Source organism: Pseudomonas sp. 43A (genome assembly GCF_013363935.1).
Taxonomy (GTDB): Bacteria; Pseudomonadota; Gammaproteobacteria; order Pseudomonadales; family Pseudomonadaceae; genus Aquipseudomonas; species Aquipseudomonas crudilactis.
On record NZ_CP054880.1, the window covers coordinates 6240891 to 6256099 of the forward strand.

Genomic DNA, 15209 nt, shown 5'->3' on the forward strand with positions numbered 1-15209 from the left:
CTTGCAAGCCGTATCAGGCAGAAACTTCAGTTACCAGTTTTGCCAGTTCTTCGGCGTAGTTGCGAACCTGGGTTTCGTCTTCGCCTTCAACCATTACGCGCACCAGAGGCTCTGTGCCGGACTTGCGCAAAAGCACACGCCCGCGCCCCGCCATCGCCTGAGTTACACGAGCACTGGCTTCCTTGACAGCTGGATGCTCCAACGGGCTTTCGCCACCGCCGAACCGCACATTGATTAACACCTGAGGGCACTTGCGTAAGGCCTGCCGGGTCTGCGCAAGACCTTCGTTACGCACCTTGAGCGCCATCAGCACTTGCAGCGCAGCAATGATCGCATCGCCGGTGGTGGTGTGATTGAAGCAAACGATATGTCCCGAGTTTTCGCCACCGACCAGCCAATTGCGCTCCAACAGTTCAGCGATCACATAGCGGTCGCCAACATTGGCACGAATGAATGGAATCGAAAGATCGGCAAGGGCTAACTCCAACCCCAGGTTACTCATCAGGGTACCCACCACCCCACCCTGTAATTTGCCACGCTCATGCAGATCGCGGGCAATGATGAACAGCAGTTCATCACCATCAACGATAGCCCCCGTGTGATCGACCATCAAGACCCGATCACCATCGCCGTCAAAAGCGATCCCCAGATCGGCGTGCTCAGCCAGTACCGCTGCCTGCAACTGATCCATATGGGTCGAGCCGCAGTTGTCGTTGATATTCAGGCCATTGGGCTGGGCCGACAGCACGACAACCTCGGCACCGAGTTCGCGGAAAACACTCGGAGCAACTTTATAGGTCGCGCCATGGGCACAATCGATAACGATCTTGAGACCGGAGAAGTTGGAGCCGGTTGGCACACTGCTCTTGCAGAATTCAATGTAGCGACCGGATGCATCGTTGATTCGCGACACTTTGCCGATCTTGCTCGACTCGACCACGGTCATTGGAGCATCGAGCAACTCTTCGATCATCAACTCCAGCTCATCGGGCAGCTTGGTGCCTTTGCCGGAGAAAAATTTGATCCCGTTATCATCATGCGGATTGTGCGATGCACTAATCACAATGCCAGCCTCAGCCTGAAACGTGCGCGCCAGATATGCGATGGCCGGCGTTGGCATAGGACCAAGCAGCATCACATCAGCACCCGCCGATGTCAGACCGGCTTCAAGGGCCGATTCGAACATATAACCGGAAATTCGCGTGTCCTTGCCAACCAGCACCTTGCAGGCGCCCATCTTGCGGAACGCCATACCGGCGGCCCAGCCAAGCTTGAGCATGAAGTCAGGAGTAATCGGGTATTCACCGACGCGACCACGAATGCCGTCAGTACCAAAATATTTCTTGCTCATAAGCGCTCCATCATTCTTATTCGGCTGATTCCACGGCTGCGATCATCCGCACCACATCTACCGTTTCCGCTACATCATGGACGCGCAATATACGCGCACCTTTTACCGACGCCAGCGCTGCCAGGGCCAACCCACCAAAAAGGCGCTCGCCTACAGGACGATTCAAGGCGTGTCCGATCATGCTTTTTCGCGAAACACCGACCAACAACGGTCGACCCAACGCATGCAGGGCTTCCATGTGCTTGAACAAGCTTAGATTGTGCTGCAGGGTTTTGGCGAAGCCGAAGCCAGGGTCGAGAATGATTCGCTCGGCAGGAATACCCGCCGAAGCACACACCGACATCCGCTCGGTGAGAAACTCGCCCACCTCCAGAGTGACATCCTGATACTGCGGATTATCCTGCATATCACCTGGCTCACCCAGCATATGCATCAAACAAACCGGCAAACCCGTCGCCGCAGCAGCATCCAGCGCGCCATCACGTTGCAACGATCGCACATCATTGATCAAGCCGGCCCCCAGCCGCGCAGTTTCGCGCATCACGGCAGGCGTTGAGGTATCGACCGAAATAATGACGTCGAGCTCGCGATTGATCAGTTCCACAATGGGCGCTACACGCTCCAGCTCTTCCAGCGGCGATACCGCCCGCGCACCGGGTCGAGTCGACTCACCGCCAACATCGATCAGCGTCGCACCGGCTGCCACCATAGATTCGGCGTGGCGCAAGGCCGCGTCGAGCTGGCTGTAGCGGCCGCCATCAGAGAAAGAGTCGGGAGTGACATTTAGAATACCCATGACATGCGTCTGGGCCAAATCAAGAACCCGGTTGCCGCAAGGCAACCGGGTCAGGGACTGTACAGAAGTCATTTCAAACCTTAAACGTCAGCAGCCGGACCGCCGATCGGTGTTTCCGGACGCTCATCCCGAACGACAGGAGGCGGTGGCGTACCCGTGCCGCCCGACCAGTCGCGGGGTTCGCGAGGCGTGCGACCTGCCATGATGTCGTCGATTTGCTCAGCATCGATCGTCTCGTACTTCATCAGAGCGTCAGCCATTGCATCGAGCTTGTCACGGTTATCCGTGAGGATCTGCTTGGCCGTACCGTAGCACTGGTCAATGATGCTGCGGACTTCGGAGTCGATCAGCTTGGCTGTCTCGCCAGAGAAGCTGGCAGCCTGACCGCCACCGCCGCGACCGAGGAACACTTCACCCTCTTCTTCGGCATACATCAAAGGGCCGAGTTTTTCCGACAGACCCCACTTGGTCACCATGTTCCGCGCAATCTGACTGGCACGCATGATGTCGTTGGATGCACCGGTGGTGACTCCGTCGAAGCCCAAAGTCATTTCTTCAGCGATTCGGCCGCCGTACAGCGAGCAGATCTGACTGATCAGTGCACGCTTGGACAGGCTGTAACGATCCTCTTCCGGCAGGAACATCGTCACACCCAGTGCACGACCGCGCGGAATGATCGACACCTTGTACACCGGATCGTGCTCAGGCACGACGCGACCAACGATGGCGTGGCCTGCTTCGTGATAAGCGGTGTTCTGCTTCTCTTTCTCGGACATGACCATCGATTTGCGCTCGGCGCCCATCATGATCTTGTCTTTGGCCAGTTCGAACTCTTTCATTTCAACGATGCGTTTGCCGCTGCGTGCAGCGAACAGCGACGCTTCGTTGACCAGGTTAGCCAGGTCAGCACCAGAGAAACCCGGAGTACCACGAGCGATAACGGCCGGAGCAACGTCGTCACCCATTGGCACTTTACGCATGTGAACCTTGAGGATTTGCTCGCGACCACGGATATCCGGCAGCCCCACCACAACCTGACGGTCGAAACGGCCCGGACGCAGCAGCGCAGGGTCGAGTACGTCAGGACGGTTGGTTGCAGCGATAACAATAATGCCGTCATTCATCTCGAAGCCGTCCATCTCAACCAGCAACTGGTTGAGAGTCTGCTCACGCTCGTCGTGACCGCCACCCATGCCGGCGCCACGATGGCGACCGACGGCGTCGATTTCGTCGATAAAGATGATGCAAGGCGCGTGCTTCTTCGCCTGCTCGAACATGTCACGTACACGACTGGCACCAACACCGACGAACATTTCGACGAAGTCAGAACCGGAAATGGTAAAGAACGGAACCTTGGCTTCGCCGGCAATCGCCTTGGCCAGCAAGGTTTTACCGGTACCCGGAGGACCGACCATCAGTACGCCGCGCGGAATACGACCGCCCAGGCGCTGGAACTTGCCCGGATCACGGAGGAACTCAACCAGCTCGCCGACTTCTTCCTTGGCTTCGTCGCAACCGGCAACGTCAGCCAATGTGGTTTTTACCTGATCTTCGGAGAGAAGGCGTGCCTTGCTCTTGCCGAAGCTCATCGGTCCGCCCTTGCCGCCAGCACCGCCCTGCATCTGGCGCATGAAGAACATGAACACCGCGATGATCACCAGGATCGGGAAGCTGGCCACAAGAAGCTGGGTCCAGATGCTTTGCTGTTCAGGCTGCTTGCCTTCAACCACAACGTGGTTGTCGACCAGATCGCCGATCAGGCCATTGTCCTGGATTGCCGGACGAATGGTCTTGAAGCTGTCGCCATCGTTCCGCTTGCCGGTAATCACATAACCATCAACGGCTACGCGCTCGACCTTGCCATCCTTGACCTGCTGGATGAAGTCGGAATAGTTGAGGGTCTGCGGCTCGTTAGGGCTGGAGAAGTTGTTCATCACCGTCACCAGGACAGCCGCGATGATCAACCACAGGATCAGATTCTTTGCCATATCGTTCAATTAACTACCCTCTGAAGCAAGCTCCGCTACTGGCGCGCGCTTCGCATGATATTCACCGGCCTAACTTACTACATTACCTACGACTCTGGCAGGCGCCGTCTGTAACCCTTTGTGAAACACTTTCTACACAATATTCGCTAATGCTAGCCGGGCGAAATACTAAAAACCTATCACCCTACACAAAAAACTCGTTTTACTCGCTACGCCCGCGATAACCCCAAGCCAGCATGTATTGCTCGCGAGAGCTGCCACGAGAGGAGTCCGGCTTGATCATCTGGATCTTGTCGAACTTCTTGCGAGCATCCTTCAGGTAAACATCAAACCCTTCGCCCTGAAAAATCTTGATCACGAAATTACCACCCGGTTTGAGGATCCGCTCTGCCAGATCAAGTGCCAGCTCGCAAAGGAACATGGCTTTCGGCATATCCACTTCAGGCGTACCACTCATATTGGGGGCCATATCGGAAATCACAAGGTCTACCTGCGAATTACCGACGGCTTCCAGGATCTGCGCGAGCACTGCGTCCTCGGTGAAGTCACCCTGAATAAAGGTCACGTCAGGGATGCTGTCCATTTCCAGAATGTCCGAGGCGATCAAACGCCCCTGACCGCCGATCAGCCGGCTAGTCACCTGCGACCAGCCACCGGGCGCAGCACCCAGGTCGACAACGCTCATGCCAGGGCGGATCAGCTTGTATTTCTCCTGGACTTCCAGAAGCTTGTAACTCGCACGCGAGCGGTAGCCATCCTTCTGCGCCTGCTTCACATAGGGATCGTTGACATGTCGTTTCAGCCAACCAAGGCTTGTCTTGGAACGCGCCATTGGGCACCTCGATAATAAGAGTCGTGATTAATTGGGCGGATCCACGAGCCCTCGGGTAAAATGGCCGCCATTTTACAGAATCCAGACGAAAGGGTCAGATTATGCCGCTCACTCCAGAGCAGAAGAAACAGTACAAATCCATTGGCCACCACCTGAAACCAGTTTTGACGGTGGCTGATAACGGTTTGACTGAAGGCGTGTTAGCCGAACTTGAACGCGCTTTGGCGGATCACGAGCTGATCAAGATCAAGCTCAATATCCTTGATCGCGAGTCGCGCCTGGCGCACATCGCAGAACTGTGCAAGGTCGGCAAAGCGGACCTGGTACAGGTCATCGGCAAGATGGCACTGGTTTACCGCAAGAATTTCAGCGCCAACAAGCAGCTGTCGAACGTGCATCGCTTCAAGTGATGAAAAGGGTCACGGGTGTGCCTGGCGCACCCTGCCACTCCATCCCGGCACCGGCTGCATCACCAGCACCAGCCCGGAAAACCCCAGAACCAGATAACTGAATACCTGCCAGCGCTGCGCATCCGGCCAGCCAACACGCACTGCGACAAACATCGCACACGCATACAACGCCATCAGCAGCACCTGACCGCGAAAATCTCGCCATAGACTGGCAAGACCCTCGGCCTGTACCAGCACCAAAGCCTGAAAAATAACGCATGCGGCGGAAAACCCCACCACCAGCACTTCAAATGCACTGGCCACTTCATCGATCAGCAACGGTGCCAGGCCAATCTTGCCCAGCGCCGGCTGCAAACCGAGATGAATCAGCCAAAGACCGCCGACCCAAAGCATCTGGGTCAGCTGCCAAAGCATGGCGCCCGCATGTAGCGGGCGCCCTTTTTCAGATGTGACGGACTTCGACAATCTCGTACTCGATCACGCCACTTGGCGTTTTCACGGCGACCACATCGCCCTCTTCCTTGCCGATCAAGGCACGGGCCAAAGGCGAGCCAACCGAAATCTTGCCGAGTTTGAAGTCAGCCTCATCCTCACCCACGATGTGGTAAGTGACGCTTTCATCGGTCTCGACGTTGGCGATTTCGACGGTGGTGCCGAAAATCACTTTGCCGGTGTGCGGAATAGTTGTGACATCGATGATGACCTGATTCTGAATACGGCCTTCGATGTCACGAATCCGCGCCTCGACCATGCCTTGCTGTTCGCGGGCGGCATGGTATTCAGCGTTTTCCTTCAAGTCACCCAACTCGCGGGCCGTACCGATGTCCTGGCTGAGCTTCGGACGGACGACCTTGGTCAGGTGAGCGTGTTCCTCTTCCAGAGCTTTAGCGCCCTGGACGGTCATTGGGTATTTGATCATGCCTTCAATCCTGCGTGTAGATCCTGCAAGCGACGCACGGTCTTTTCCGGACCGAATTTCAGCGCTTCACAGATAGCTTCGCCAGCAGCAATGGTGGTGGTGCAGTAAATCTTGTGCTGCAAGGCATTACGACGAATGGAGTACGAATCAGCGATCGACTGACGACCTTCGGTGGTGTTGATGATCAAGGTGACTTCGTCATTCTTGATCATGTCGACCACGTGCGGACGACCCTCGGTCACCTTGTTCACACGGCGCACTTTCAGGCCAGCAGCCTCGATCAGCTTGGCAGTACCGGCAGTGGCAACCACTTCGAAGCCCAAGTTGATCAGATCACGGGCCACGCCTGCAACCAGAGGCTTGTCATCGTCGCGAACGCTGATGAACGCAGTACCGCCGGTCGGCAGCACTTCGCTGGCGCCCATCTGGGCTTTGGCGAATGCTTCACCGAAGGTGTCGCCGACGCCCATCACTTCACCGGTCGACTTCATCTCTGGGCCGAGGATCGGGTCAACGCCAGGGAATTTGGCAAACGGGAACACCGCCTCTTTCACGCTGTAGAAGTTCGGGATGATTTCTTTGGTGAAGCCGATTTCTTTCAGAGTCTTACCGGCCATCACACGGGCAGCGATCATCGCCAGAGAGACACCGATGCACTTCGATACGAACGGCACGGTACGGGAAGCGCGCGGGTTGACCTCGATGACATAGATGTCTTCGCCTTGCAGCGCCAACTGCACGTTCATCAGACCGACAACGCCCAGTTCCAAAGCCATTTTCTTGACCTGTTCGCGCATCTCGTCCTGGATGTGCGCCGGCAGCGAGTACGGCGGCAGCGAGCACGCGGAGTCACCAGAGTGAACGCCGGCCTGCTCGATGTGCTGCATGATTGCGCCGATCACCACGTCTTTGCCGTCGCAGACCGCATCCACGTCCATTTCGATGGCGCAGTTGAGGAAGTGGTCGAGCAGCACCGGGCTGTCGTTGGACACTTTCACCGCGTCACGCAGGTAGCGCTTGAGCTCTTCTTCTTCGTAGACGATTTCCATCGCACGACCACCCAGGACATAGGATGGGCGCACCACCAGTGGGTAACCGATCTTGCTGGCAGCACGAATCGCTTCGTCTTCACTGCGCACGGTGGCGTTTGGTGGCTGACGCAGGTTCAGGCGCTCAACCATTTGCTGGAAGCGCTCACGGTCTTCGGCACGGTCGATGGCATCAGGGCTGGTGCCGATGATCGGCACACCAGCAGCTTCCAGGGCACGAGCAAGTTTCAGCGGAGTCTGGCCGCCGTACTGGACGATCACGCCTTTCGGCTTCTCGACGCGGCAGATTTCCAGCACGTCTTCTAGCGTTACCGATTCGAAGTACAGACGATCGGAGGTGTCGTAGTCAGTGGAAACAGTTTCCGGGTTGCAGTTGACCATGATGGTTTCGTAGCCGTCTTCGCGCAGTGCGAGGGCAGCGTGAACGCAGCAGTAGTCGAACTCGATACCTTGACCGATACGGTTCGGGCCACCGCCCAGAATCATGATCTTGTCGCGACCCGACGGCGCGGCTTCGCACTCTTCTTCGTAAGTCGAATAGAGGTAAGCGGTGTCGGTGGCGAACTCGGCGGCGCAGGTGTCAACGCGCTTGTAGACCGGGAACACTTCCAGCTTGTGACGGTGCGTGCGCAGGTTCTTCTCGGTCACACCCAGCAGCTTGGCCAGACGCTGATCGGAGAAACCTTTGCGCTTGAGCTTGTACATCACGTCACGGTCGATCGCCGACAGACCAAGGGTCTTGACCTTCTCTTCGTCCTTGATCAGATCTTCGATCTGTACCAGGAACCACGGGTCGATCATGTTCATGGCGAAGATTTCTTCGACAGTCATGCCAGCGCGGAAAGCGTCAGCGACGTACCAGATGCGCTCGGCGCCCGGCACGGTCAGTTCGCGCTTGAGCACACTCATGCTTTCCGGGTTGCTCAGGTCGAGCTTCTCGTCCAGACCGCAAACGCCAACTTCCAGACCGCGCAGAGCTTTCTGCAGGGATTCCTGGAAGGTACGGCCGATGGCCATGACTTCACCCACCGACTTCATCTGAGTGGTCAGGCGCGCGTCAGCCTTGGCGAATTTCTCGAAGGCAAAACGTGGCAGCTTGGTGACGACGTAGTCGATCGACGGCTCGAAGGACGCCGGGGTCTTGCCACCGGTGATGTCGTTCGACAGTTCGTCGAGGGTGTAGCCCACAGCCAGTTTGGCCGCGACTTTGGCGATCGGGAAACCGGTGGCTTTCGAAGCCAGCGCCGAGGATCGCGATACACGCGGGTTCATTTCGATCACGACCATGCGGCCAGTGTTCGGGCAGATACCGAATTGAACGTTGGAGCCGCCAGTCTCGACGCCGATCTCGCGCAGTACTGCCAGCGAGGCGTTACGCAGGATCTGGTATTCCTTGTCGGTCAGGGTTTGTGCCGGAGCCACGGTGATCGAGTCACCGGTGTGCACGCCCATCGGGTCGAAGTTTTCGATCGAGCAGACGATGATGCAGTTGTCCTTTTTGTCGCGGACAACTTCCATTTCATATTCTTTCCAGCCGATCAGCGATTCGTCGATCAGCAGCTCTTTGGTCGGCGACAGGTCCAGACCACGGGCGCAGATTTCTTCGAACTCTTCACGGTTGTACGCGATACCACCACCGGTGCCGCCCATGGTGAACGACGGACGGATGATGCACGGGAAGCCCAGGGTTTCGAGAACCGCGTTGGCTTCTTCCATGCTGTGGGCGATACCGGAACGCGGGCACGCCAGGCCGATGGATTTCATCGCTTTGTCGAAACGCGAGCGATCTTCAGCCTTGTCGATGGTGTCGGCGTTGGCGCCGATCATTTCTACGCCGAACTTCTCCAGAACGCCTTCGCGTTCCAGGTCCAGGGCGCAGTTCAGAGCAGTCTGGCCGCCCATGGTTGGCAGCACGGCGTCCGGACGCTCTTTTTCGATGATCTTGGCAACGGTCTGCCACTTGATCGGTTCGATGTAGGTGGCGTCGGCCATGTCCGGATCGGTCATGATGGTGGCCGGGTTGGAGTTCACCAGGATGACGCGGTAACCCTCTTCGCGCAGGGCTTTGCAGGCCTGGGCGCCGGAGTAGTCGAATTCGCAGGCCTGGCCGATAACGATCGGGCCAGCGCCGAGAATCAGGATGCTTTTAATGTCTGTACGTTTTGGCATGGGTTTGTCACTCAAATCCGCAGGTCAGTCGGCAAGCCGTCTTGATCGATTTCTGAAGTCTCGAGGGGGCCGCCGGTGTCGGGGCCGCCCTCGAGGGGCTTCTCTCTACAGTCTCAAGGCGAACGCTTAGCGTCGCTTGGCCATCTCGTTGATGAAGCGGTCGAACAGTGGCGCGACGTCGTTCGGGCCCGGGCTCGCTTCAGGGTGACCCTGGAAGCTGAACGCGCTCTTGTCGGTGCGCTCGATGCCTTGCAGGGTGCCGTCGAACAGCGATTTGTGGATCGCACGCACGTTGGCTGGCAGGGTTTCTTCGTCTACCGCAAAACCGTGGTTCTGGCTGGTGATCATTACGACGCCAGTGTCCAGATCCTGCACCGGGTGGTTGGCACCGTGGTGGCCGTGACCCATTTTCAGAGTCTTGGCGCCGGAGGCCAGAGCCAGCAGTTGGTGACCGAGGCAGATGCCGAATACCGGAATCTCGGTTTCCAGGACTTCCTTGATCGCCTTGATCGCGTAGTCGCATGGCTCCGGGTCACCAGGGCCGTTGGACAGGAACACGCCGTCAGGCTTCAGTGCCAGTACGTCGGCCGCTGGAGTCTGAGCCGGCACCACGGTGACGCGGCAGCCGCGCTCGACCAGCATGCGCAGGATGTTGACCTTGACGCCGTAGTCGTAGGCAACCACGTGGTAAGGCAGCTCGGAAGCGTCGATGGTCGCGTGGCTGTCGGTCTTCAGATCCCAGACAGTCGAGCGCCACTCGTATTGAGTCTTGGTGCTGACGACTTTCGCCAGATCCATGCCCTTCAGGCCCGGGAAGCCTTGCGCCGCGGCGATGGCCGCCTCTTCGGAGATGTTGTCGCCGGCCATGATGCAGCCGTTCTGAGCGCCTTTTTCACGCAGGATGCGGGTCAGGCGACGCGTGTCGATACCGGCGATTGCCACAACGTTGTTGGCTTTCAGGTAGTCAGACAGGGACATCGTGTTACGCCAGTTGCTCGCTACCAGCGGCAGGTCACGGATGACCAGGCCAGCGGACCAGACGCGGTCGGACTCGGCGTCTTCCGGCGTGGTGCCGGTGTTGCCGATGTGCGGGTAAGTCAGGGTAACGATCTGTTGGGCGTAGGAAGGATCGGTAAGGATTTCCTGATAGCCGGTCATTGCGGTGTTGAACACCACCTCACCAACGGTTTGACCGTCGGCACCAATGGCTTCGCCGCGAAAAATGCTGCCATCAGCAAGGGCAAGTATGGCTGGCTTAGTCAAGAAGACCTCCCGTAAATAACGCATGAAAGGGCGATCGCAGGTTGTAAAAAAGCGGAGTGACGTATGGACACGTCACCCCGCTTCTTCACTGAATTATTCTGCGCGCTTTTAGTGGACACACTAAAGCTGTAGCTTACAGAAAAAGGCTTTTTTGGTCCACCGCTAAAGAGCCGAAAAGGCCGGAGAATGCGACAGGTCGTCGCCAAGCGGAGAAAAACCAGCGCAAACAGGGCGTTTGCGCCGGGTTCAGCAGTGTATCAACGCAGGTCGAGCACGTCTTGCATGTCGTACAGACCCGGCTCGCGACCATCCAGCCACAAAGCCGCACGCACCGCGCCCTTGGCGAACGTCATGCGGCTCGACGCCTTGTGCGTGATTTCCAGACGCTCACCTTCGCAGGCGAACAGCACGGTGTGATCACCCACCACATCACCACCACGAACAGTGGCGAAGCCGATGGTTTCACGCTCACGAGCGCCGGTGTGGCCCTCACGACCGTAGACCGCAACCTTCTGCAGATCACGATCCAGCGCACTGGCAATCACTTCACCCATGCGCAACGCCGTACCCGACGGCGCATCGATCTTGTGCCGGTGATGCGCTTCGATGATTTCGATGTCCGCTTCATCACCCAGCACGCGCGCTGCCATATCCAGCAGTTTCAGCGACAGATTGACGCCGACACTGAAATTGGCCGCGAACACGATCGGAATGTCCTTGCCCGCCTCGACCAGCAACTGCTTCTGCCCAGCGTCGAGGCCAGTGGTACCGATAACCATGGCCTTGCCGGCCTTACGGCAGAACGCGAGGTTTTTCAGCATCACTTCCGGCAGCGTGAAGTCGATCAATACATCAAACTCTTCAGCGACCGCCTCGATATGACCGGACAAAGGCACGCCGATGCGACCCAGCGAGGCCAGCTCACCGGCATCGACGCCGATCAGTGTGCTGCCCGGACGAACCACGGCAGCGGTCAACCCGGTCAGCGGCGCGCGCTGCTGCACGGCCTCGACCAGAATCTTGCCCATGCGCCCAGCAGCGCCCATCACAGCTATACGTCGCATGCCGACTCCTTACAGATCGCCGAAGAAACGCTTCACACCGTCGAACCAACCGGTGGTTTTCGGCGAGTGACTGTTGTCGTCCGCCAGCGAGCTGCGGAATTCTTCCAGCAGTTCGCGCTGACGACGGTTCAGGTTGACCGGGGTCTCGACTGCCACGCGGCACATCAAGTCGCCCGCACCACCGCCACGCACCGGCGCGACGCCCTTGCCGCGTACACGGAACTGCTTGCCGGTCTGGGTCCCTTCAGGGATTTTCAGTTTGACGCGACCGTCGAGGGTCGGAATTTCCAGCTCGCCGCCCAGCGCCGCATCGACGAAGCTGATCGGCACTTCGCAAAACAGGTGCTTGCCATCGCGCTGGAAAATGTCGTGCTCGCGGACATTGATGACCACATACAGGTCGCCCGTCGGGCCGCCCTGCGTGCCCGCCTCGCCTTCACCAGACAGACGAATGCGGTCGCCGGTATCGACGCCAGCCGGCACTTTGACCGACAGGGTTTTGTATTCTTCAACGCGGCCGTCACCGTGGCAGGAGTCGCACGGATCGGAAATGATCTTGCCTTGGCCATGGCAACGCGGGCAGGTTTGCTGCACCGAGAAGAAGCCCTGCTGCATGCGCACCTGACCGATGCCACCACAGGTCGGGCACGTCGATGGCGACGAGCCTTTCTTCGCACCCGAGCCATCGCACGGTTTGCAGTTGACCAGCGTCGGAACGCGGATATTCACCGACGTGCCGCGTACCGCTTCTTCCAGATTCAGCTCCAGGGTGTAGCGCAAGTCGCTGCCACGCTGAGCGCCGCCACGGGAACCGCCGCGACCGCCACCGAAGAAATCACTGAAGACATCACCGAAGATGTCCGAGAAATTCTGACCGCCGAAACCGGCGCCACCGCCACCCATGCTCGGGTCGACGCCGGCATGGCCGTACTGATCGTACGCCGCACGCTTGCTCGAGTCGGACAGCACTTCATAGGCCTCGTTGGCCTCTTTGAACATTTCTTCCGATGTTTTGTCATCGGGATTACGGTCCGGGTGGTGCTTCATCGCCAGACGACGGTAAGCCTTCTTCAGGTCCGCATCGCTTGAGCCGCGCTCAACACCCAACACTTCGTAATAGTCACGCTTTGCCATAAGTCTTCTGCACTCTTGAGGACGTTCGGCAAACCCCTCCTGAGGATGGCCAAACTCGTTGAGCCCCAATACAGGCCCGGACCCAACTCACGTCAATTCAACGATCCTGGTCTTTGTTTCTTGCGGTACTTGCGGCGCGAAAAGCAGGAGCATTCCCGGCCATACCGCCAACATCCGAACCTTGTCGCATGCTGTAAAAATTCGCGTATTCCAGATACGCCAACGCGGGAGCTAGCTCCCGCGCGGCGACATCCTACCAGTCACTGCCTAAAGGCAGTCAACCGGCCGACCAACAACTTACTTGTGGTCTTTGACTTCTTCGAACTCTGCATCGACAACGTCGTCAGCCTTCTCAGCCGATTCGCCTTGCGGGGCTGCGCCATCAGCTGGCTGAGCCTGTTCGGCGTACATCTTCTGAGCAACCGGAGCGGAGACTTTCGACAGCTCTTCAACCTTCGCTTCGATAGCGGCCTTGTCGTCGCCTTTGACAGCAGCTTCCAGAGCAACCACAGCGGCTTCGATCGCAGTCTTCTCTTCGGCGGTGACTTTGTCGCCCGCGTCAGCAATCATTTTGCGCGTCGAGTGAACCAGTGCATCACCCTGGTTACGGGCAGCGGCCAGCTCTTCGAACTTGCGATCTTCCTCAGCGTTGGCTTCGGCGTCACGCACCATGCGCTCGATTTCTTCGTCGGACAGACCGGAGTTGGCCTTGATCACGATCGACTGAGTCTTGCCGGTCGCCTTGTCTTTCGCACCAACGTGCAGAATGCCGTTAGCGTCGATGTCGAAGGTCACTTCGATCTGCGGCACGCCACGTGGAGCAGGTGGAATGTCGGCCAGGTCGAACTTGCCCAGGGACTTGTTCTGAGTGGCTTGCTTACGCTCGCCCTGCAGTACGTGAATGGTCACAGCGCCCTGGTTGTCGTCGGCAGTCGAGAACACTTGCGATTTCTTGGTAGGAATCGTGGTGTTTTTCTCGATCAGCGCGGTCATCACGCCACCCATGGTTTCGATACCCAGGGTCAGCGGGCTGACGTCGAGCAGCAGAACGTCTTTCACGTCACCAGCCAGAACGGCGCCCTGAATCGCGGCACCCATGGCAACGGCTTCGTCCGGGTTAACGTCTTTGCGAGCTTCTTTACCGAAGAAATCGGTAACCAGCTTCTGCACCAGCGGCATACGGGTCTGACCACCGACCAGGATCACGTCGTTGATCGCGCCAACGTCCAGACCTGCATCTTTCATGGCGATGCGGCAAGGTTCGATGGTGCGCTGAACCAGGTCTTCAACCAGTGCTTCGAGCTTGGCACGCGAGATCTTCACGTTCAGGTGCTTAGGACCGGTCGCATCTGCAGTGATGTACGGCAGGTTGACGTCGGTCGACTGAGCGGACGACAGCTCGATCTTGGCTTTCTCAGCGGCTTCTTTCAGGCGCTGCATGGCCAGCGGGTCACCTTTGAGGTTCATGCCGCTTTCTTTCTTGAATTCGTCAACGAGGTAGTCGATCAGACGAATGTCGAAGTCTTCACCGCCGAGGAACGTGTCACCGTTGGTGGCCAGAACTTCGAACTGGTGCTCGCCATCAACTTCAGCGATCTCGATCACGGAAACGTCGAACGTACCGCCACCCAGGTCATAAACGATCACGGTGTGGTCGCCCTTGGCCTTGTCCATACCGTAAGCCAGAGCAGCTGCGGTTGGTTCGTTGATGATACGTTTTACGTCCAGACCAGCGATGCGGCCGGCGTCTTTGGTCGCCTGACGCTGGCTGTCGTTGAAGTAGGCCGGAACGGTGATCACCGCTTCGGTCACGGTCTCGCCGAGGTAGTCTTCGGCGGTCTTCTTCATCTTTTTCAGGATTTCAGCCGAGATTTGTGGCGGTGCCATTTTCTGGCCGTTCACTTCAACCCAAGCGTCGTTGTTGTCAGCCTTGACGATCTTGTAAGGAACCATCTGGATGTCTTTCTGCACAACTTCTTCGTCGAAACGACGACCGATCAGACGCTTTACCGCGTACAGAGTGTTGTGCGGATTGGTCACGGCCTGACGCTTGGCCGACTGACCTACAAGGATTTCGCCATCGTTGGCGTAAGCGATGATCGACGGCGTGGTACGCGCGCCTTCAGCGTTTTCGATAACTTTTGCTTTGCCGTTTTCCAGCACGGAGACGCAGGAGTTGGTAGTCCCCAGGTCGATACCGATAATTTTGCCCATGTTAACTCTCCCGAAACTTT

Annotated in this window: 12 protein-coding genes; 1 reads left to right on the plus strand and 11 read right to left on the minus strand. The window is 57.9% G+C overall.

Annotated features, from left to right (window positions below; genetic code table 11):
* Positions 1 to 13: 13 nt before the first annotated feature.
* The 4 genes from glmM to rlmE all read right to left on the minus strand — a co-directional run bounded on the left by glmM (position 14) and on the right by rlmE (position 4967).
* Positions 14 to 1351 (minus strand): phosphoglucosamine mutase, encoded by a 1338-nt coding sequence (gene glmM / locus HUW52_RS27620; protein ID WP_175555412.1) that lies wholly within the window; start codon positions 1349 to 1351, stop codon positions 14 to 16.
* Positions 1352 to 1367: 16 nt separating this feature from the next.
* Positions 1368 to 2219 carry a dihydropteroate synthase gene (gene folP / locus HUW52_RS27625; RefSeq protein WP_016986500.1) on the minus strand — a complete coding sequence of 284 codons (852 nt, stop codon included), beginning with the start codon at positions 2217 to 2219 and terminating at the stop codon, positions 1368 to 1370.
* Between the two features lie 8 nt (positions 2220 to 2227).
* Positions 2228 to 4135, minus strand: a complete 1908-nt coding sequence (ftsH, locus tag HUW52_RS27630; protein ID WP_016986501.1) for an ATP-dependent zinc metalloprotease FtsH — start codon at positions 4133 to 4135, stop codon at positions 2228 to 2230.
* Between the two features lie 202 nt (positions 4136 to 4337).
* Positions 4338 to 4967, minus strand: a complete 630-nt coding sequence (gene rlmE / locus HUW52_RS27635) for a 23S rRNA (uridine(2552)-2'-O)-methyltransferase RlmE (RefSeq protein ID WP_008088328.1) — start codon at positions 4965 to 4967, stop codon at positions 4338 to 4340.
* Between the two features lie 101 nt (positions 4968 to 5068).
* Between rlmE and HUW52_RS27640 the strand changes: the two genes are divergently transcribed.
* On the plus strand, positions 5069 to 5377 hold the full coding sequence (locus HUW52_RS27640) for a YhbY family RNA-binding protein (protein WP_016771761.1): 309 nt from the start codon (positions 5069 to 5071) through the stop codon (positions 5375 to 5377).
* Positions 5378 to 5386: 9 nt separating this feature from the next.
* On the opposite strand, the gene HUW52_RS27645 is transcribed toward HUW52_RS27640, so the two are convergent.
* From HUW52_RS27645 to dnaK, 7 genes are all read right to left on the minus strand, one after another.
* Entirely contained in the window at positions 5387 to 5791 is a 405-nt protein-coding gene (locus HUW52_RS27645) for a hypothetical protein (RefSeq protein ID WP_016986502.1), read from the minus strand.
* A gap of 28 nt (positions 5792 to 5819) precedes the next feature.
* The gene (gene greA, locus HUW52_RS27650) at positions 5820 to 6296 is read right to left on the minus strand and encodes a transcription elongation factor GreA (RefSeq protein WP_003221530.1); all 477 of its coding nucleotides are present in this window, start codon (positions 6294 to 6296) and stop codon (positions 5820 to 5822) included.
* Entirely contained in the window at positions 6293 to 9514 is a 3222-nt protein-coding gene (carB, locus tag HUW52_RS27655) for a carbamoyl-phosphate synthase large subunit (RefSeq protein ID WP_016986503.1), read from the minus strand. Before carB ends, greA begins: the two co-directional genes overlap by 4 nt.
* 126 nt (positions 9515 to 9640) lie before the next feature.
* Positions 9641 to 10777, minus strand: a complete 1137-nt coding sequence (carA, locus tag HUW52_RS27660; RefSeq protein ID WP_007915228.1) for a glutamine-hydrolyzing carbamoyl-phosphate synthase small subunit — start codon at positions 10775 to 10777, stop codon at positions 9641 to 9643.
* Between the two features lie 257 nt (positions 10778 to 11034).
* The gene (dapB, locus tag HUW52_RS27665; protein ID WP_175555413.1) at positions 11035 to 11841 is read right to left on the minus strand and encodes a 4-hydroxy-tetrahydrodipicolinate reductase; all 807 of its coding nucleotides are present in this window, start codon (positions 11839 to 11841) and stop codon (positions 11035 to 11037) included.
* 9 nt (positions 11842 to 11850) lie between these two features.
* On the minus strand, positions 11851 to 12975 hold the full coding sequence (dnaJ, locus tag HUW52_RS27670) for a molecular chaperone DnaJ (protein ID WP_175555414.1): 1125 nt from the start codon (positions 12973 to 12975) through the stop codon (positions 11851 to 11853).
* Between the two features lie 297 nt (positions 12976 to 13272).
* The gene (gene dnaK, locus HUW52_RS27675) at positions 13273 to 15189 is read right to left on the minus strand and encodes a molecular chaperone DnaK (protein ID WP_007915221.1); all 1917 of its coding nucleotides are present in this window, start codon (positions 15187 to 15189) and stop codon (positions 13273 to 13275) included.
* Between the last annotated feature and the right edge of the window lie 20 nt (positions 15190 to 15209).